Raw genomic sequence first — 19,667 nt, 5'->3', positions numbered from 1 at the left:
CGCCATTGGCGGATTTGTGATCGGGATGAGCAAAAAATGGGCGATGCGGCGACAAGAATGTGACGCAGATAAAAGATCGGCAGCGGAATTGAAAATGCGGGAAAAAGCGGGGAAAAACGGCCGGCGCCCTCAGAACGAGCGCGCCGGTTTATCGTGCGTTACTGGTGGTGACGCACCGCGCGCAGGAACTCCTGACGCGTGTTCTGGCTGGACTTGAACAGCCCGCCCAGTGACGTGGTGGTGGTGGCGCTGGTGGCGTCACGGATGCCGCGCGCCTTCACGCAGTAGTGCACCGCGTCAATGGACACCGCCACGTTGTTGGTGCCAAGTAGCGTCTGCAGCGCGATCAGGATCTGCTGGGTCAGACGCTCCTGCACCTGCGGACGCTGGGCGAAGAACTGGACGATACGGTTGATCTTGGACAGGCCGATCACCCCGTCTTTCGGGATATAGGCCACGGTGGCCTTACCGTCGATGGTGACAAAATGGTGTTCGCAGGTACTGGTCAGGGTGATATCACGCACCGTCACCATTTCATCTACCTTCATTTTGTTTTCAATGACGGTGATCTTCGGGAAATTGGCGTAATCCAGACCGGAAAAGATCTCATCGACATACATCTTGGCGATGCGATGCGGGGTTTCCGCCAGGCTGTCATCGGTCAGATCGAGGTTCAGCAGCTGCATGATTTCCGTCATGTGCTCCTGAATACGCCGCTTACGCGTTTCGCGATCCAACATTTCACCGCGCAGCGGGGTTTCCAGGCCGCGAGCCTCCAGCGCTGCGTGTACCAGAGCCGCTTCTTTACTGAGTGTCGTCATTTGTGTGTCTCCAGCAGGTGGCCCTTGCGCAGGTGGCCGGCCGGCCACCCAACGTTCGGGGCTACTCTCTTTATAACTGCAAGGGTTCCGCATGGCTTCTGTCCGCCAGACTCCGGATGCTGGCGGCTGGCAAACAAACTTTCCTCAGCCGCTTAGCGCACTAAACAGCAGGGAATAAGAAGCGCAGCCAACGCGCCGGCAACTTGAAAGGAGGAAGAATAGAGCGTGAACCCGATCAAGATTTTGCCCCCACTGTAGAGGAGAGTGAGACGTTTATCCAGTGATTGTGTTTCAACCAGCGATGAAAAATCCGCATCTGCCCGGCAGAAATACCTGCCGCCGCTCCCTCACTCCCCCGCCAGCTGGCGTCGCGCGGCGCGTGCGGGGATTTTGATCACCAGCAGCCCGGCCACCACCAGCCCCAGCGTCGCCACATACAGCGCCGGCTCCAGGCTCTGGGTCAGCGCGGTGGAAAGCGCGGACAGCATCGGCCCCGCCAGTTGGCCGACGGCGTAGCCGGTGGTCAGTAGCCCGGCCATATAGCGGGCATGGTTCGGCGCCAGCTCGCGGCCGTGCTGAATCGACAGCTGCACCACGCTGAGGAAACCGCCGCCGGTTAACAACGCCCCCAACAGCAGCCCGCTGACGCCTGGCAGCGCTTCGGCGCACAGTACGCCCAGCGCCTGCACCCACAGCGTCAGCGCCAGCCGGCTCTGGGTGGTCAGGCGATGGCGGGTCAGGATGCCGATGATAATCCCCAGCACCGCCGCACCGCCGAAAATCGGCCAGACGAACTGGGCGAACAGGCTGCCGGGAAAACGCTCGGCGGCCATCTGCGACAAAAAGGTCGCTGGCAGAATATAGCCGAAGCCCGCCAGGCTGTAGCTCCACACCAGCCGTTTCAGCGCCGGCGTCAGCCGCAGCGGCTCCGCCGCCGCTTCAGCGCGCTGCATCTCCCCCGCGCGCGGCAGGCTGAAGCTGATAGTGGCTACCAACACCAGGGCCGCCACGCCGTACAGCAGCCAGGCCTGCGCCGCGCTCAGCGCCAGGCTGTGGATGGCCACCGCCAGCATGCCGCTGATAAAAATTCCCGCGCCGGGGCCGGCGAAGACCGCCGCACTCAGCGCCGGGCGGCCGTAGTGCGCCAGACGCTCGTTGGTCCAGGCCGCCACCAGCACCATCGCCCAGCCGCTGGCCCAACCGATAACAAAACGCAGCGCGCCGTGCCACACTGCGCCTTCCGCCCATGCCGACAGCAGCGTCAGCGCCACCGCGCCCCACACGCCCAGCCACAGGCGGCGTTCAACGTGGCGGCTGGCGCGCATCGCGTCATAGGCGCCGCACAGGTAACCCAGATAGTTCAGCGCCGCCACCAGCCCGGCGCTGGTCAGCGTTAACTGGTGTTCGACAATCATCAGCGGCACCTGCGGCGTAAACGCGAAGCGGCCGATGCCCATTGCTACAATTAAAGCGATAAAGCCGCTTAAGGCTATTTTGAGCGCCATAACATTATCCCGATAGTGAAAAGAAAGTTGCCACTATCATGCCGTCGCATTACACTCACAAAAACTGAATAATCATCACAAAGTTGCTTACGAAAAGAGAACGGTATGGATCTGACCCAGCTTCGTATGTTTTGCAGCGTCGCCGAAACCGGCTCTGTCGCCCGCGCGGCCGAACTGCTGCACCGGGTGCCGTCGAACCTGACCACCCGCCTGCGCCAGCTTGAACAGGAGCTGGGCACCGATCTGTTTATCCGTGAGAAACAGCGCCTGCGGCTGTCGCCGATGGGGCACAACTTTCTGTGTTACGCCAACCGTATTCTGGCGCTGAGCGAAGAAGCGCTGAGCATCACCCACGCCGGCGAACCGGCGGGCACCTTTGCCCTCGGCTCAATGGAAAGCACCGCCGCCACCCGTCTGCCCACTCTGCTGGCCGCTTACCACCAACGCTATCCTCAGGTTTCCCTGTCGCTGGTCACCGACACCTCCGGGGAGATTACCGAGCGCGTGCGCGCCGGCACCCTGGCGGCGGCGCTGGTGGACGGCCCGCTCCAGCATGACGAACTCAACGGCTGCATCGCCTTCGCCGAACATATGGTGGTGATTTCCAGCCTTGACCATGCCGATATCCACAGCGCGCAGGACGCGCGCGGAGAGACGCTGTTCGCCTTCCGTCCCAGCTGCTCCTACCGACTGCGGCTGGAAGCCTGGTACAAACGCGATGGCGCGCAGCCCGGTCAGGTGATGGAGATCCAGTCCTACCACGCGATGCTGGCCTGCGTGGCCAGCGGCGCCGGGTTGGCGATGATCCCGCATTCGGTGCTCACCCTGCTGCCCGGCCATGAGCGGGTAAAGGTGCACACGCTGCCCGACGATATCGCCGAGACCGCCACCTGGCTGCTGTGGCGGCGCGACGCCTTCAGCCCCAACGTGCGCGCGCTGAAACAACTGATTATTGAACTGGCTGAAATGCCGCAAACACAACATGAACCTGCCTAACCCTTACCCAAGATCACTGAGGAGACGATGATGGAGATGATCAAAACCCGCGCGGCCGTAGCCTGGGGCCCCAACCAACCGCTGAAGATCGAAGAAGTCGATCTGATGCCGCCGCAAAAAGGCGAGGTGCTGGTGCGGATCGTCGCCAGCGGCGTCTGTCATACCGACGCCTATACGCTGTCCGGCAAAGATCCGGAAGGCGTCTTCCCGGCGATCCTCGGCCATGAGGGCGGCGGCGTGGTGGAAGCGGTCGGCGAAGGCGTCACCAGCGTCGCCGTCGGCGATCACGTGATTCCGCTCTACACGCCGGAATGCGGCGAGTGTAAGTTCTGTAAATCCGGCAAGACCAACCTGTGCCAGGCGATCCGCACCACTCAGGGCAAGGGCCTGATGCCGGACGGCACCACCCGCTTCTTTAAAGACGGCCAGCCGATCTTCCACTATATGGGCACCTCCACCTTCTCCGAGTACACCGTAGTGCCGGAAATTTCGCTGGCGAAAATCAGCAAAGAAGCGCCGCTGGAAGAAGTGTGCCTGCTGGGCTGCGGCGTCACCACCGGCATGGGCGCGGTCATCAACACCGCCAACGTTCAGCCGGGCGATACGGTTGCCATTTTCGGCCTCGGCGGCATCGGCCTGTCGGCGATTATCGGCGCGCAGATGGCCGGCGCCGGCCGCATTATCGGCATCGACATCAACACCAGCAAATTCGATCTGGCGCGCAAGCTGGGCGCCACCGATCTGATCAACCCGCAGGATTATGACAAGCCGATTCAAGAAGTGATCGTCGAGCTGACCGACGGCGGCGTGGACTTCTCCTTTGAGTGCATCGGCAACGTTAACGTGATGCGTTCCGCACTGGAGTGCTGCCACAAAGGCTGGGGCGAATCGGTGATTATCGGCGTGGCCGGTGCCGGCGAAGAGATTGCCACCCGTCCCTTCCAGCTGGTGACCGGGCGCGTCTGGCGCGGCTCTGCATTCGGCGGCGTCAAAGGCCGTTCACAGCTGCCGGGTATCGTGCAGCGCTACCTGGACGGCGAATTCGCACTGAACGACTTTATCACCCACACCATGCCGCTGGAGCAGATTAACGACGCCTTCGATCTGATGCACGAAGGCAAATCGATCCGTTCCGTGGTGCATTTCGCTAAGCGCTGAGCAAGGAGGCGAATTGATTATGACGACGTCACTCGAACTGCTTGAAGAACACCGAATGTTCGGCGGCTGGCAGCAACGCTACCGTCATACGGCGCAGACCCTGAACTGCCCGATGACCTTCAGCATCTACCTGCCGCCGCCGCGTGATGACAACCCGCCGCCGGTGCTGTACTGGCTGTCGGGGCTGACCTGCAACGATGAGAACTTCACCCTGAAAGCCGGCGCGCAGCGCATCGCCGCCGAGCTGGGGCTGGTGCTGGTGATGGCCGATACCAGCCCGCGCGGCGACGACGTGCCGGACGACGAAGGCTACGACCTCGGCCAGGGCGCCGGGTTCTATCTCAACGCCACCCAGGCGCCGTGGGATCGTCACTTCCGCATGTATGACTACATCAGCGAGGAGCTGCCGGCGCTGATCCGCCAGCACTTCAGCATCAGCGATCGCCAGTCGATCTTCGGCCACTCGATGGGCGGCCACGGCGCGCTGATTATGGCGCTGCGCAACCCGCAGCGTTATCGCTCCGCCTCGGCATTTGCGCCAATCGTCAACCCTTGTCAGGTGCCGTGGGGGCGTCGCGCCTTCCGCGCCTATCTGGGCGATGACGAAAGCCAGTGGCTGCAATACGACAGCTGCCACCTGCTGGCAAGCGGTGCGGAAAAACTGCCGGTGCTGGTCGATCAGGGAGACGACGATCAGTTTCTGGCGGATCAGCTGCAGCCGGCCAAGCTGGCCGAACTGGCGCGCCAGCGCGACTGGCCGCTGACGTTGCGCATCCAGCCGGGCTACGATCACAGCTACTTCACCATCGCCACCTTTATCGAAGACCACCTGCGCTTTCACGCCGAACACCTGTTCCGCTGATGCGCCGGCCGCCGCCCCGTCCGGGGCGGCGTTATTCCTGCCGCGTTACCCTTTCAGCTTCGGATCCAGCGCGTCGCGCAGGCCGTCACCCAACAGGTTAAACGCCAGCACGGTCAGAAAAATCGCCAGACTGGGGAAGATCGCCACGTGCGGCGCGATCACCATATCGGCGCGCGCCTCATTCAGCATCGCCCCCCACTCCGGCGTCGGCGGCTGCGCGCCCAGCCCGAGAAACGACAGGCTGGCGGCGCTAATGATCGAGGTGCCGATACGCATGGTGAAATAGACCACGATCGACGAGAGGGTGCCGGGCAGAATATGCCGCAGCAAAATGGTGCGGTCAGAGGCGCCGATACTGCGCGCTGACTCGATATAGGTCAGCCGCTTCAGCACCAGCGTATTGCCGCGCACCAGCCGGGCAAACGCCGGAATGCTGAAAATCGCCACCGCCACGATCACGTTGGTCATGCCGCTGCCCATCACCGCCACCACGCCGATCGCCAGCAAAATACCCGGAAAGGCGAACAGCACGTCGCTGATGCGCATCACAATGCGGTCCCACCAGCCCTCGTAATAGCCGGCCAGCAGCCCCAACAGCGTGCCGATCGCGCCGCCGGCCAGCACGGAAAACACGCCGGCGGCCAGCGAAATGCGGGCGCCGATCAGCACCCGGCTGAAAATATCGCGACCCAGCGAATCCACCCCCAGCCAGTGCACCAGCGACGGCCCTTCGTTCAGCCGGTCGTAATCGAAATAGTTTTCGGCGTCATAGGGCGCCAGCCAGGGCGCAAACAGCGCCGCCGCCACCAGCAGCAGCACAAACAGCCCGGCAAGCAGCGCCACGCGCTGACGGCGGAAACGCCGCCAAAACTCGTGCCAGGGAGTGCGCACCGCGTGCGGATCAAGCTGCGGCATCGCCTTGAGCGCGGCATTGCGTCGCCAGTTAATCATGCGCATCCTCACTGGTAACGTATCGCCGGGTTAATTGCCGCATACAGCATGTCCACCAACAGGTTAATCAAAATAAACTCCAGCGAGAACAGCAGCACCTCGGCCTGAATCACCGGGTAGTCGCGCATCTCCACCGAATCCACCAGCAACCGCCCCAAACCGGGCCAGTTGAAGACCTTTTCCACCACGATCGAACCGCCCAGCAGAAAACCAAACTGCAGCCCCATCATGGTCACCACCGGGATCATCGCGTTGCGCAGCCCGTGTTTAATCACCACCCGGCTTTCGCGCACCCCTTTGGCGCGCGCGGTGCGCATATAGTCTTCCTGCATCACCTCAACGAACGACGCGCGGGTAAAGCGCGCCATCACCGCGGCCACCGCCGCCCCCAGCGTGATCGACGGCAGAATATAGTGCCGCCAGCTGTCGGCGCCCACCGTCGGCAGCCAGCCCAGATCGACGGAAAAGATCTGCATCAGCAGCATGCCGAGCGCGAACGCCGGAAACGAGATGCCGGACACCGCCAGCGTCATGCCCAGACGATCCGGCCAGCGGTTGCGCCAGACGGCGGACGCCACGCCGATCGCCATGCCGAAGATCACCGCCCACGCCATACTGGCGACGGTCAGCCAGAAGGTCGGCATAAAGCGCGTGGCGATCTCTTCGCTCACCGGCCGTTTCGACACCATCGAATGGCCGAAGTCGCCCTGCAGCGCGTTGATAAAAAAGTGCGCGAACTGCTGCGGCAACGGCTTGTCCAGCCCCAGATCCTGACGCACCAGCTGCACCACCGCCTCGTCGGCGTCCGGGCCGGCCGCCAGCCGCGCCGGATCGCCCGGCAGCAGATGCACGAACAGAAAGACCAGCACCGCGACGATCAGCAGCGTCGGGATCAGCCCCAACAGTCGTTTAATAAAATAATTCAGCATCACAGATTCCAGCAACAGCCGGGGCGCAGGGGCAAACCGCGCCCCTGCGCCGCACGTTATTTCAGATCGGCGTCGTCAAAGCTGAACGAGGTGTCCGGCATCACGTAGAACCCGCTCAGCTGCTTGCTGTTCGCCGACAGCAGACGCTCGGTCGCCAGGAAAATCCACGGCGCGTCGGCCCAGATGCGATCCTGCGCGTCCTTATACAGTTGCTGCTTTTTGCTGCGGTCGGTGGTCGCCAGCGCATCGCTCAAGTCCTTATCCACCTGCGGATTGCTATAAAACGCGGTGTTGAACTGTTTCGGCGGCGCCGCCTGGCTGGCAAACAGCGGCGACAGCGCCCAGTCCGCCTCGCCGGTGGAGGCCGACCAGCCGGTATAGAACATCCGCACGCCGGTGTCCTTCACCCCGACGCTCTCCACCTGCGCCGCACGCTGGCCGGCGTCCATCGCGGTGACCTTCACCTTCACGCCCACCTGCGCCAGCTGCTGCTGGGTAAACTGCAGCACCTTCTGCGCGGTGCTGTGGTTATGGGATGACCACAGCGTGGTGCTGAAACCGTTCGGGTAACCGGCCTCTTTCAGCAGTTCACGCGCCTTAGCCGGGTCATACGGCCACGGCTGATAGCGGGCGGCGAAGTCGATGGTCGGCGGCAGCGGCCCCTGCGCCGGCGCGGCATAGCCGGCAAAGGCCACCTTGATCAGCGCCTCTTTGTTGATGGCATAGTTCAGCGCCTGGCGCACCTTCGGGTTATCGAACGGCTTTTGCGTCACATTCATGCTGATGTAACGCTGCTGGATCGACGGCGCGACCACCAGATTGAGCTTGGCGTTTTTCTCCAGCACCTTGGCCTGCTCGTACGGGATCGGGAACGCAAAGTCGGCCTCGCCGGTTTGCAGCATCGCCGCGCGGGTGTTGTTATCCACCACCGGACGCCAGGTGATGCTGTCCAGCTTCGGCTGCCCCGCCTTCCAGTAGCCGGCAAATTTCTTCACTTTAACGAAGTCGGTCTGGTTCCAGGTTTCAAACTGGTAAGGGCCGGTGCCCACCGGATGGAAACCGATCTGTTTGCCGTACTGCTTCAGCGCCGCCGGCGAGATCATCGCCGCCGCCGGGTGCGCCAGGTTGTTGATAAACGCCGAGAACGGCGTCTTCAGCACGATCTTCACCGTCAGCGGATCGATCACCTCGGTCTTGTCGATCATCTTAAACAGGTTATAGCGCTTGAGGTGGCTGTCCGGATTGCTGGCGCGGTCCAGGTTCGCCTTCACCGCCTCAGCGTTAAAGTCAGTGCCGTCGTGGAACTTCACCCCCGGATGCAGCTTGACGGTATAGCTCAGGCCGTCGTCGCTGACCTGATAGCCGTCCGCCAGCACGTTGACCAGCTTCATATCCTTATCAAAACCAAACAGCCCCTGATAGAACGACTTCGCCACCGCCTGCGATAGCGTGTCGTTAGCATCGTAAGGGTCGAGCGAGGTGAAATTGGACGCCACGGCGATCACCGCATCCTTCGCCGCCCACGCCGGGCTGCTGCCGACCGCGGCCAGCAGCACGGCAACGGCCAATACACTACGTTTCTGAGTCATGTTGCTTTTCTCCTGGGAGCTAATAGGCACCGGCAATCGGGTGGCGCGCGACAAAATGTCCCGGGCCAACCTCCACCAGCGGTGCGGTAACGGGTTCATCCCCCAGCTCGCGGATCGGGCTGGGAATATCATCTGCCAACAGCGGTTGGCGATGTTGCACATGACGCGGATCGGCCACCGGCACCGCCGCCATCAACTTACGGGTATAGGCATGCTGCGGGTTGGCGAATACCGCCCGCCGCGGGCCAATCTCGACAATCTGGCCGAGGTACATCACCGCCACGCGGTGGCTGACGCGCTCCACCACCGCCATATCGTGAGAAATAAACAGGAAGGCGATGCCGAACTCCCGCTGCAGATCGAGCAGCAGATTCACAATCTGCGCCTGAATGGAGACATCCAGCGCCGATACCGCCTCGTCGGCGATCACCACTTTCGGGTTCAGCGCCAGCGCGCGCGCAATGCAGATACGCTGGCGCTGGCCGCCTGAAAACTCGTGCGGATAGCGCTGCGCGTGCTCCGGCCGCAGCCCCACCCGTTCCAGCAGCCAGGCCACCCGCCGCTGCGCCTGCTCACCGCGGGCGATGTTATGCACCAGCAGCGGCTCCATAATGGAAAAGCCCACCGTCAGGCGCGGGTCCAGCGAGGCATACGGATCCTGGAAAATAAACTGAATATCGCGCCGCAGATGCTGCAACGCAGAGCCTTTAAGCTGATTGACGGTTTGTCCGTCAAAGGTAATGGTGCCGTGCTGGCTGTCCACCAGCCGCAGCAGCGAACGCCCGGTGGTGGATTTACCGCAGCCGGATTCCCCCACCAGCCCCAGCGTTTCGCCGGGATAGAGATCGAAACTGACGTTCTCCACCGCATGCACCCGCCGCGTCACCCGGTTGAAGATGCCGCTGCGCAGGTCAAAGCGCGTCACCAGGTTCTCTACCTGCAGGATCGGCGCGGCGCCCGGCGGCACGCTGTCCTGCACCGCTCCCTCCTCCGCCTCGCCCGGCAGGGGGAATTTGGCCGGCAGGTCGCGCTCGGCCATCGCGCCGAGCTTCGGCACCGCCGCCAGCAGCGCCTGGGTATAGGGATGCTGCGGCGCGCTGAACAGCGGGCGCACCGCGTTTTCTTCAACCTTTTCGCCCTGCCGCATCACCAGCACGCGGTCGGCCATTTCCGCCACCACGCCCATATCGTGGGTGATAAATATCACGCCCATCTGCATTTCCTGCTGCAGCAGACGGATCAGCTGCAGGATCTGCGCCTGAATGGTGACGTCCAGCGCGGTGGTCGGCTCATCGGCGATCAGCAGCGCCGGCTTGCACGACAGCGCCATGGCGATCATCACCCGCTGACGCATGCCGCCGGACAGCTGGTGCGGATAGCGGTCAAGCACGTTTCTCGCTTCGGGAATACGCACCAGATCCAGCATGCGCAACGCCTCCTGACGCGCGCTACGGCGATCCATGCCCTGATGCAGACGCAGGGATTCGGCGATCTGCTCACCCACCGGAAATACCGGATTCAGCGAAGTCATCGGTTCCTGAAAGATCATCGCCATATCGGCGCCGCGCAGCGTGCGCAGGGTACGCGGCCGCGCCGCCGCCAGATCCAGAATGTCGCCGTTGCGGCGCCGCAGCGTCATACTGCCGCCGACGATTTGCCCGCCGCCCTGCTCCACCAGCCGCATCAGCGCCAGCGAGGTGACGGACTTGCCGGAGCCGGACTCGCCGACCACCGCCAGCGTTTCGCCCCGGTCGACGTCAAAACTGACGCCGCGCACCGCCTCCACCACCGCGTCTTCACTGTGAAAACGCACACGGAGGTCACGCACCGACAGCACCCGCTGCGGTGGCAATATCAGGCTGCCGGCCGACGCCGGTTCGAGAATGTTTTCGCTCATACCGCCTCCTGCCGGTTAACGGTAGATGCCCACCGAAGGGGCATCGCCGACATAGCCGAAGCCGCGGTACATGCCTTCGCTGTTAAACGGCAGCGCGATATTGCCGTGGCGATCGACGGCGATCAGCCCGCCGCTGCCGCCCAGCTGCAGCAGTTTCTCCATCACCACTTTGTCGGTCGCCTGTTGCAGGCTGAGGCCGGCGTACTCAATCAGCGCGGAAACGTCATAGGCCGTGACGCCGCGCATAAAGGTTTCGCCGGTGCCGGTGGTGGAAACCGCCACCGTGGCATTGTTGGCGTAACAGCCGGCGCCGACGATCGGCGTATCGCCGATGCGCCCCGCCTGTTTGTTGGTCATGCCGCCGGTCGAGGTGGCCGCCGCCAGATTGCCGGCGGCGTCCAGCGCCACCGCGCCGACGGTGCCGAATTTGCGATCGGGATCGATAGGATCGTCATGCAGCGCTGCGGCGCCGTCATGATCGAGCAGCACCCGGCCGTGCTCCGCCTGAGCGCGGTGCAGTTGATCGAAGCGTTCCTGGGTAAAAAAGAATTCCGGCTCCACCATTTCCAGACCGTGGGCGGCGGCGAATTTTTCCGCCCCGTCACAGGCAAACATCACGTGCTGGCTCTGTTCCAGCACCGCGCGCGCCGCCAGCACCGGATTGCGCACCCGGCTGACGCCGGCGACCGCCCCGGCGTCGCAGCCGCGGCCGTCCATCACGCAGGCGTCCAGTTCATGGGTGCCCTGATGGGTGAACACCGCGCCCTTGCCGGCGTTGAACAACGGGCACTCTTCCAGCAGCCTGACCGCCTCGGTCACCGCGTCCAGCGCGCTGCCGCCGTCGGCCAGCACCGCCTGCCCGGCCGCCACCACGGACGATAATGCCTGAATATACTGTTGCTCTTTCTCCGCATTCATTGCCGCACGGCTGATTGCGCCCGCGCCGCCGTGAATGGCAATCACTGGTTTGCTCATGGCCTGTCACCCTGTCTTAACGCTCAGATCCCATTGATATGACGGGACGATTATTATTCTTTTTTGACTATATTTAGCGCAGCGGGTGATGTAAAGCCTTTCATCCCCGTGGCGTACCGCCTAACTTTTTATTAGATTCTTTTGCGCATAAATATTTTTTTATGGAATAAAAACAGCGGGTTAATTAAACAAAATGGCACAATCGCCGGCCACAGGGCTTTATTGGCCGCGCGTGCAGACAAATATCATGGCACTACGTCCCTCCTGCCGAAAAACTATTCGCCGGGCGGGACGTGGGGCATTATTTTGCCTCTTTATGCCGTCAAAATGACGAGCCGGGCTGGCGTAAAAATTCCTCTTCTTCCGCCGTGCTGCGGCGGCCTAAAATGGCATTGCGATGCGGATAACGACCGAACCGATCGATAATCGCCTTATGGCGCACTTCATAATCCAGCTGTTCGGGGTTATTTAATTCCTGATACAGCGCCAGCGCCTGCTGATGAATCAGCGGCGATTCCGAATGCATAAACGGCAAATAAAGAAAGCCGCGCTGCACCGGCGTCAGCTGTTCGCACTCGCCGCTGCGTATCGCCTCCTGCGCCAGAATCAGCGCCATGCCGTCGCAGGAAAATGAGCGCGGCGTACCGCGGAACAGATTGCGGCTGAACTGATCGAGCACGATCACCTCCGCCAACCGGCCTTCGATGCTATCGCGCCAGGCGGCCAGCTCCCCCGCCGCCGCCGCATGCCACAGTGCGGAAAAACGCTGATGCAGCTGACGATCGAAGTCATCGTCTTTGCGGAACCACATCGCCGGATCAATCTCTTCAAACCAGAAATCTATCACCTGTTTATGCATCTTTTTCTCCTTCACGCGTGATTAGCCGGGTCATTCTCCCGTCAGGGGTTATCTGCCATAATAGACCCACTTCGCCGATATTTTCGCGCCCTCTGATTATGGAGTTCTTTTTTATGGACCATTGCCATACTGCCGATCTGATTTCCCTTGAACAGGCGCTGGACAACATGCTCAGCCAGGTGACGCCGCTGAGCGAAACCGAAGCCGTGGCGCTGACCGACGCCGCCGGGCGCATTACCGCCACGCCGGTGATCTCACCGCTCAACGTGCCGCCGTTCGCCAATTCGGCGATGGACGGCTACGCGGTGCGCCTGGGCGACCTCAACGCCAACGCCCCGCTGCCGGTGGCCGGCAAGGCGTTTGCCGGCGCCCCTTTCAATGACGCATGGCCCGCCCACAGCTGCGTGCGCATCATGACCGGCGCGCCGCTGCCGGCCGGCGCCGAAGCGGTGATTATGCAGGAGCAGGCGGAAGTGACCGACGACGGCGTGCGTTTCAACGCCGTGGTACACGCCGGGCAGAATATCCGTCTGGCGGGCGAAGATATCCGTCAGGGCGCCAGCGTACTGCCCGCCGGGGTGAAGCTGGGCGCCGCGCAGCTGCCGCTGCTGGCCTCGCTGGGGATTGCCGAACTGCGTGTGATGCGCAAACTGAAAGTGGCGGTGTTTTCCACCGGCGACGAGCTGCAGCCGGTCGGCCAGCCGCTGCAGGAAGGCCAGATTTACGACACCAACCGTTTTGCCGTGCGCCTGATGCTGGAACAGCTGGGCTGCGAGGTGCTTGACCTCGGCATTATCCGCGACGATCAGACGGCGCTGCGCGCTGCCTTCAACCAGGCCGACAGTGAGGCCGATGTGGTGATCAGCAGCGGCGGCGTCTCCGTCGGCGAGGCCGATTACACCAAACAGATGCTCGACGAACTGGGCGAGGTCGGCTTCTGGAAGCTGGCGATCAAACCGGGCAAACCGTTCGCCTTCGGTAAACTGCAGCACGCCTGGTTCTGCGGCCTGCCGGGCAACCCGGTCTCCGCGGCGCTGACCTTCTATCAGCTGGTGCAGCCGCTGCTGGCAAAACTGGCCGGCCACAGCGAATGGCGTATGCCGCCACGCCTGCGCGCCCGCGCCCTGACGCCGCTGAAGAAATCGCCGGGCCGCCTCGACTTTCAGCGCGGGCTGTTCGCCAGCAATGCGCAGGGTGAACTGGAGGTCAGCACCACCGGCCACCAAGGCTCGCACGTATTCAGCTCCTTCAGCCAGGGCAACTGCTTTATCGTGCTGGAGCGTGAACGCGGCGCCGTTGCCGCCGGCGAGATGGTGGAGATCGAGCCGTTTAATGCGCTGCTGAGGAGCTGATCATGCTGCCGGAATTAACCGATGCCGAAACCCTGCGCTATAACCGCCAGATCGTCCTGCGCGGTTTCGACTTCGACGGGCAGGAGCAGCTGAAAGCCTCCCATGCGCTGATCGTCGGCCTGGGCGGGTTAGGCTGCGCGGCGGCGCCTTACCTGGCCGCCGCCGGCGTCGGCCGGCTGACGCTGGTGGATTTCGACAGCGTGGCGCTCTCCAACCTGCAGCGCCAGATCCTGCACAGCGACCAGCGCATCGGCATGAGCAAGGTGGCCTCGGCCCGACAAACGCTGGCCGAAGTGAATCCGCACGTGGCGATCGACACCGTGGACAAGCAACCGGACGATGAACAGATGGCGGCGCTGATCGCCGCCTGCGACGTGGTGCTGGACTGCACCGATAACGTCGCCACCCGCGATCAGCTGAACCGCCTGTGCCACGCGCAGCGCAAGCCGCTGGTTTCCGGCGCGGCCATCCGTATGGAGGGCCAGCTGAGCGTGTTCACCTATCAGCCGGGCGAGCCATGCTACCGCTGTCTGAGCCGGCTGTTCGGCGACACCGCGCTGACCTGCGTGGAAGCCGGCGTGATGGCGCCGCTGGTCGGCACCATCGGCAGCCTGCAGGCGATGGAAGCCATCAAACTGCTGACCCGTTACGGGCAACCGCTGGTGGGAAAACTGCTGATGTTTGACGCCATGAGCATGCAGTTCCGCGAAATGAAACTGCCGAAGAACCCGCAGTGCGAGGTGTGCGGCGCAGAGGCCGAATAAGCGGGGAAAAGAGAGAGACGGCGCGGCGGGCGCCTGAAGTGCACCCGCCGCGCCGTTAATCCGTCAGAGGATTAGGCAATACCCTGGCTACGCAGATAGTCTTCGTAGTTGCCGGTAAAGTCGATCACCTTGTTCGGGGTGATTTCCAGAATGCGCGTTGCCAGCGAGCTGACGAACTCACGGTCGTGGGAAACGAAGATCAGCGTGCCTTCATACATTTCCAGCGCCATGTTCAGCGATTCAATGGATTCCATATCCAGGTGGTTGGTCGGCTCATCCATAATCAGGATATTAGGACGCTGCATCATCAGCTTGCCAAACAGCATACGCCCCTTCTCACCACCGGACAGCACCTTCACTTTCTTCTTGATATCGTCCTGGCTGAACAGCAGACGGCCAAGCACGCTGCGCACCGCCTGCTCGTCTTCGTTCTCCTGCTTCCACTGACTCATCCAGTCGAATACCGTCAGCGTCTCATCGAACTCATATTCGTGATCCTGGGCGTAGTAACCAATCTTGGCGTTTTCCGACCATTTGACGCTGCCGTTGTCCGGCTGCATATCGCCCACCAGCGTTTTCAACAATGTGGTTTTACCGATACCGTTGGTCCCCAGCACCGCGACCTTCTCGCCGACTTCCAGCATCAGGTTCAGCTTGTTGAACAACGGACCGTTGTCGAAGCCCTTGGTCAGCGCTTCCACTTCCAGCGCGTTGCGGAACAGCTTCTTGTTCTGCTCGAAGCGGATAAACGGATTCTGACGGCTGGAGGCTTTTACCTCGTCCAACTGGATCTTATCGATCTGACGTGCGCGCGAGGTGGCCTGCTTGGACTTGGAGGCGTTGGCGCTGAAGCGACTGACAAACGACTGCAGCTCGGCAATCTGCGCCTTCTTCTTGGCGTTGTCCGCCAGCAGACGTTCGCGCGCCTGGGTGGCCGCCGTCATATATTCGTCGTAGTTGCCCGGGTAGACGCGCAGTTCGCCGTAGTCCAGATCCGCCATATGGGTGCACACCATATTCAGGAAGTGACGGTCGTGCGAAATGATGATCATGGTGCTGTTGCGTTCGTTCAGCACCTGCTCCAGCCAGCGGATGGTGTCAATATCCAGGTTGTTGGTCGGTTCATCGAGCAGCAGAATTTCCGGATCGGAGAACAGCGCCTGCGCCAACAGCACGCGCAGTTTCCAGCCCGGGGCGATCTCGCTCATCGGGCCGTAGTGTTGTTCCACCGGAATGCCGACGCCCAGCAGCAGCTCGCCGGCGCGCGCTTCGGCGCTGTAGCCGTCCATCTCGCCGTAGGCAACTTCCAGATCGGCCACTTTATAGCCGTCTTCTTCGCTCATTTCCGGCAGCGCGTAGATGCGGTCGCGCTCTTCTTTCACTTCCCACAGCTCGGTGTGGCCCATGATCACGGTATCGAGCACGCTGTACTGCTCAAAGGCGAACTGATCCTGACGCAGCTTACCCAGACGCTCATTCGGGTCGAGCGCAACGTTGCCGCCGCTCGGCACCAGATCGCCGCCGAGGATCTTCATAAAGGTGGATTTGCCGCAGCCGTTGGCGCCGATCAAACCGTAACGGTTACCGCCGCCAAACTTGACGGAAATGTTTTCAAACAGCGGCTTACTGCCGAACTGCATAGTGATGTTGTTAGTACTTAACACAACGCTCGCTCTTAATTGGGAATGTGATTTGGCGCGCATTATGCCACAACGGGCCGCCGGGATCGCCCATAGTGTGTTCATTTTTACCACACGCGGCCAGTGAGGGGGGAATGACGCATGGCTGACAATGTGGATTAGCCGACGGTGAGCGACGAAACGTGCTGCCGGTGGCGTGCTGCTACGGAGGCTGACGTGCGATTGGTTGCTGGCCGATCCAACGGGGAAGTTCGCTCGCGATAAAAGCGTTAATCACCGGTACTCATAGCTAACCACTTCGCCATTCTCTTTAAGCAAGTATTTCCCCCCACCATATGCCGTGAAGTGTATTCTATTTCGACTATCATTATTTACTGAAAAAAACGCATGTTTTTCAATGCAGTTAAGTTTTGTATCCATATCATCGAAACACAGCCTGTCATACTTACCCTCTTCTTTATAACCATCACCAAACAGCCAAAATGTGATGGTGAAACTACCATAAGATGCAGGCTTAGGGATTCCGTAGCGAATTTTCAGCATATCTTTATTCTTCAGCCACCAGGATATTTTACCTTGATCGGTAAGTGGAAAGCTCTTGACTAACACAGCGCTGAAATTATTCCGCTGATTAACGGCAACAATCTCTACCGGTCGCAAAAGAAGCCAAAAAGCATAACCAATTAAAACACCGGCCGTCACTAACAGGACTAACTTAACCCTCATATCCATAGATCTTATCGACATGGTTTTCCTCCCTGGTTCCCCCATGCAGAATAAAGATAAATCATCATCCTTAGTCTATATTCACCTTTGCTATCTTACCGTTTTTATCGATTCGGTAGATCCCGTGTTCTACAACAAAAATAACGCCCAGATTCTCACTTTTACTTACAGAGAAAGTGATATCTTTTTCAATACAGTTCACCTTGGTTTTCATATCATCAAAGCAGCGTCTGTCGTACTTGCCCTCCTCTTTATAGCCGTCACCAAACAGCCAGAAAGTGATGCTAAAATCACCATAAGATGCCGATTTGGGGATGCCATAGCGCTCTTTTAGCATATCCTTATTCTGCAACCACCACTCTATTTTCCCCCTGGTGGTAAATGGAAAGCTTTTGACCAACACTGAGCTAAAGTGCCCATCCTCATGAACCGCCACGATTTTAACCGGGCGTAATAACAACCAGGAGGCATAACCAATTAAAACACCGGCTATCACTAACAGGACTAACTTAACCCTCATATCCATAGACCTTATCGACATGGCTTTCCTCCCTGATTTTCCCGTGCAGAATAAAGATAAATTATCATCCTTAGTCTATATTTACCTGTGTTATCTTACCGTTTTTATCGATTCGGTATATTCCTCCATTCGCAAAAAATACAACACCCATATTTTTGCTATTGCGCACATTGAAAACGATATCCTTTTCAATACAATTAACCTTGGTCTTCATATCATTAAAACAGCGCCTGTCGTACTTACCTTCCTCTTTATAGCCGTCACCAAACAGCCAGAAAGTGATGCTGAAATTACCATAGGATGCCGGTTTGGGGATGCCATAGCGCTCTTTTAGCATATCCTTATTCTGCAACCACCACTCTATTTCCCCCCTGGTGGTAAATGGGAAGTTATTGACCAACACTGAGCTAAAGTGCCTATTTTCATGAATCGCAACGATTTCAACCGGTCGTAACAATAACCAAGAGATATAAAAAGTTAGAATGCAGAACATTAGTAGTGAAAATAATCTTTTCCTATTCATCATTGCCATGAAAATCTTCCAAGAAACTTAACGGTAAATAATCTCACATAAAAAATGGAATAAACATCTATTATTCCCTATTTATTTTTATAGTTTCACCACTTCCCTTCATCAGATATCTGCCATCGTCAACAGTAAACAATAATTCTTTCCTTTTATTATTTTCAACGGTAAGTAACTTATTTTTATCGATGCATTTTTTATTTGTCGGTATATCATTGAAACATAACCTATCGTACTTACCCGCCTCTTTATAACCATCACTAAAATCCCAGAAGGTAATGACGAAAAAACCAGAGGATGTAGATTGAGGAATACCATATCGTTGTTCCAACATGTCTTTATTATCCATCCACCAATCGATCTTACCCTTGTCGGTAAGAGGGAAATTTTTCACCAACACAAAGCTAAAATCATCATACTGATGAACGGCAACGATCTCTAGCGGTCGCAAAAGAAGCCAAAAAGCATAACCAATTAAGACACCGGCCATCACTAACAGGACTAACTTAACCCTCATATCCATAGATCTTATCGACATGGTTTTCCTCCCAGAATCCCCCATGCAGAATAAAGATAAATCATCATCCTTAGTCTATATTTACCTTTGCTACCTTACCGTTTTTATCAATTCGGTATATCCCACCATCCGTAAAGAAAACAACACCCAGGTTTTTACTTTTACTCACAGAGAAAACGATATCCTTCTCAATACAGTTAACCCTTGTCTTCATATCATCAAAGCACAACCTATCGTACTTACCCTCCTCTTTATAGCCGTCACCAAACAACCAAAAATTCACGCTAAAATCACCATAAGATGCCGGTTTGGGGATGTCATAGCGCTCTTTTAGCATATCCTTATGCTGCAACCACCACTCTATTTTTCCCCTGGTGGTAAACGGAAAGCTTTTGACCAACACTGAGCTAAAGTGCCCATCCTCATGAATCGCCACTATTTTAACCGGGCGTGAAAACCACCAGGCGATATAAACGGTTAGAACGCCGCCCCCCAGTAGTAAAAATGCATTTCGTTTTTTATTTATAACAGTCATTGATATATTCCATGATACTTATCGATATTGTTATTAATATGGTTTTCATTAATTCAATACCGATCCTGTACAGTAGATGAGTATATCTATTTATATTTCTCTTTTATCATTTCACCATTTCCCTTTATGCGATACACCCCACCATCCAACCGAAAAGACAGGCCGGTACTTTTAGCGTACCTGACCATCATCAGCAAGTTTTTATCAATACAGCTTTTATTGGTTGGCATATCATCGAAACACAGACGATCATACTTACCTTCCTCCTGATAGCCATCACCAAACAACCAGAAGGTCACGGTAAAGCCACCGTAGGATGCAGGCTGTGGGATATTATACTGATTCTTTAGCTTATCCTTATTTTCAAACCACCACTGTATTTTCCCCTTATCGGTAACAGGGAAACTCTTAACTAAAACATCACTGTAGTTATCTCTCTGATGGACGGCGACAATCTCGACCCGACTACATCCCAACAGATAAGCATAGATAATTAAAATACATAACATCAACAACAATATTATTCTATACTTAACCATTAAATT

20 protein-coding genes are annotated in these 19,667 nt (G+C 58.5%); 5 read left to right on the top strand and 15 right to left on the bottom strand.

The window, feature by feature from the left end; translation table 11 throughout:
• Positions 1 to 158 precede the first annotated feature (158 nt).
• Together folE and TAN611_RS07780 are read right to left on the bottom strand one after the other, a co-directional pair.
• Positions 159 to 821, bottom strand: a complete 663-nt coding sequence (folE, locus tag TAN611_RS07785) for a GTP cyclohydrolase I FolE (protein WP_105230396.1) — start codon at positions 819 to 821, stop codon at positions 159 to 161.
• Positions 822 to 1,168: 347 nt separating this feature from the next.
• Entirely contained in the window at positions 1,169 to 2,326 is a 1,158-nt protein-coding gene (locus tag TAN611_RS07780; protein ID WP_111737455.1) for a YbfB/YjiJ family MFS transporter, read from the bottom strand.
• A gap of 105 nt (positions 2,327 to 2,431) precedes the next feature.
• Here TAN611_RS07780 and TAN611_RS07775 point away from each other — a divergent pair, with 105 nt between their 5' ends.
• Genes TAN611_RS07775 through fghA form a run of 3 tightly spaced genes read left to right on the top strand, consistent with a single transcriptional unit; the run spans position 2,432 to position 5,342 of the window.
• Positions 2,432 to 3,322: a LysR family transcriptional regulator gene (locus TAN611_RS07775; RefSeq protein ID WP_105230394.1), complete on the top strand. Its 891-nt coding sequence runs from the start codon at positions 2,432 to 2,434 to the stop codon at positions 3,320 to 3,322.
• A 30-nt stretch (positions 3,323 to 3,352) separates the two neighbouring features.
• Complete coding sequence (locus TAN611_RS07770) at positions 3,353 to 4,480, top strand: S-(hydroxymethyl)glutathione dehydrogenase/class III alcohol dehydrogenase (protein ID WP_105230393.1); 1,128 nt, start codon at positions 3,353 to 3,355, stop codon at positions 4,478 to 4,480.
• A gap of 19 nt (positions 4,481 to 4,499) precedes the next feature.
• Positions 4,500 to 5,342 (top strand): S-formylglutathione hydrolase, encoded by an 843-nt coding sequence (gene fghA, locus TAN611_RS07765; RefSeq protein ID WP_105233247.1) that lies wholly within the window; start codon positions 4,500 to 4,502, stop codon positions 5,340 to 5,342.
• Between the two features lie 45 nt (positions 5,343 to 5,387).
• Here the strand turns inward: fghA and gsiD are convergent, their stop codons facing one another.
• From gsiD to TAN611_RS07735, 6 genes are all read right to left on the bottom strand, one after another.
• Positions 5,388 to 6,299, bottom strand: coding sequence for a glutathione ABC transporter permease GsiD (gene gsiD, locus TAN611_RS07760; RefSeq protein WP_105230392.1), 912 nt, complete (start codon positions 6,297 to 6,299; stop codon positions 5,388 to 5,390).
• Between the two features lie 2 nt (positions 6,300 to 6,301).
• A complete protein-coding gene (gene gsiC / locus TAN611_RS07755) occupies positions 6,302 to 7,222 on the bottom strand; it encodes a glutathione ABC transporter permease GsiC (protein ID WP_105230391.1) in 921 nt (306 codons plus the stop codon).
• A 56-nt stretch (positions 7,223 to 7,278) separates the two neighbouring features.
• On the bottom strand, positions 7,279 to 8,811 hold the full coding sequence (gene gsiB, locus TAN611_RS07750; RefSeq protein ID WP_203067477.1) for a glutathione ABC transporter substrate-binding protein GsiB: 1,533 nt from the start codon (positions 8,809 to 8,811) through the stop codon (positions 7,279 to 7,281).
• Between the two features lie 19 nt (positions 8,812 to 8,830).
• A complete protein-coding gene (locus TAN611_RS07745) occupies positions 8,831 to 10,708 on the bottom strand; it encodes a dipeptide ABC transporter ATP-binding protein (RefSeq protein WP_203067476.1) in 1,878 nt (625 codons plus the stop codon).
• A 15-nt stretch (positions 10,709 to 10,723) separates the two neighbouring features.
• Complete coding sequence (locus TAN611_RS07740; protein WP_105230388.1) at positions 10,724 to 11,683, bottom strand: isoaspartyl peptidase/L-asparaginase family protein; 960 nt, start codon at positions 11,681 to 11,683, stop codon at positions 10,724 to 10,726.
• A gap of 322 nt (positions 11,684 to 12,005) precedes the next feature.
• The gene (locus TAN611_RS07735) at positions 12,006 to 12,542 is read right to left on the bottom strand and encodes a DUF924 family protein (RefSeq protein ID WP_105230387.1); all 537 of its coding nucleotides are present in this window, start codon (positions 12,540 to 12,542) and stop codon (positions 12,006 to 12,008) included.
• 113 nt (positions 12,543 to 12,655) lie between these two features.
• Between TAN611_RS07735 and moeA the strand changes: the two genes are divergently transcribed.
• Together moeA and moeB are read left to right on the top strand one after the other, a co-directional pair.
• Positions 12,656 to 13,894, top strand: a complete 1,239-nt coding sequence (gene moeA, locus TAN611_RS07730) for a molybdopterin molybdotransferase MoeA (protein WP_160027632.1) — start codon at positions 12,656 to 12,658, stop codon at positions 13,892 to 13,894.
• Positions 13,895 to 13,896: 2 nt separating this feature from the next.
• The gene (gene moeB / locus TAN611_RS07725) at positions 13,897 to 14,658 is read left to right on the top strand and encodes a molybdopterin-synthase adenylyltransferase MoeB (RefSeq protein ID WP_203067475.1); all 762 of its coding nucleotides are present in this window, start codon (positions 13,897 to 13,899) and stop codon (positions 14,656 to 14,658) included.
• Positions 14,659 to 14,729: 71 nt separating this feature from the next.
• Here moeB and TAN611_RS07720 read toward each other — a convergent pair whose 3' ends face one another.
• From TAN611_RS07720 to TAN611_RS07690, 7 genes are all read right to left on the bottom strand, one after another.
• Positions 14,730 to 16,361 (bottom strand): ABC-F family ATPase, encoded by a 1,632-nt coding sequence (locus TAN611_RS07720; protein ID WP_370446976.1) that lies wholly within the window; start codon positions 16,359 to 16,361, stop codon positions 14,730 to 14,732.
• Positions 16,362 to 16,571: 210 nt separating this feature from the next.
• Positions 16,572 to 17,045, bottom strand: a complete 474-nt coding sequence (locus TAN611_RS07715) for a DUF943 family protein (protein ID WP_203067474.1) — start codon at positions 17,043 to 17,045, stop codon at positions 16,572 to 16,574.
• 49 nt (positions 17,046 to 17,094) lie between these two features.
• The gene (locus TAN611_RS07710) at positions 17,095 to 17,565 is read right to left on the bottom strand and encodes a DUF943 family protein (RefSeq protein WP_203067473.1); all 471 of its coding nucleotides are present in this window, start codon (positions 17,563 to 17,565) and stop codon (positions 17,095 to 17,097) included.
• Positions 17,566 to 17,614: 49 nt separating this feature from the next.
• On the bottom strand, positions 17,615 to 18,076 hold the full coding sequence (locus tag TAN611_RS07705; protein ID WP_203067472.1) for a DUF943 family protein: 462 nt from the start codon (positions 18,074 to 18,076) through the stop codon (positions 17,615 to 17,617).
• A gap of 61 nt (positions 18,077 to 18,137) precedes the next feature.
• Complete coding sequence (locus TAN611_RS07700) at positions 18,138 to 18,608, bottom strand: DUF943 family protein (protein ID WP_203067471.1); 471 nt, start codon at positions 18,606 to 18,608, stop codon at positions 18,138 to 18,140.
• Positions 18,609 to 18,657: 49 nt separating this feature from the next.
• Positions 18,658 to 19,122 (bottom strand): DUF943 family protein, encoded by a 465-nt coding sequence (locus TAN611_RS07695; protein WP_203067470.1) that lies wholly within the window; start codon positions 19,120 to 19,122, stop codon positions 18,658 to 18,660.
• Positions 19,123 to 19,208: 86 nt separating this feature from the next.
• Positions 19,209 to 19,661 carry a DUF943 family protein gene (locus tag TAN611_RS07690; protein WP_203067469.1) on the bottom strand — a complete coding sequence of 151 codons (453 nt, stop codon included), beginning with the start codon at positions 19,659 to 19,661 and terminating at the stop codon, positions 19,209 to 19,211.
• Between the last annotated feature and the right edge of the window lie 6 nt (positions 19,662 to 19,667).

The sequence above is a fragment of the Serratia sp. Tan611 genome, from assembly GCF_905188235.1.
Lineage (GTDB): Bacteria > Pseudomonadota > Gammaproteobacteria > Enterobacterales > Enterobacteriaceae > Serratia_B > Serratia_B rhizosphaerae.
The sequence above is the reverse complement of the archived record's forward strand: the minus strand, read 5'-3'. Positions and strand labels throughout refer to the sequence as shown.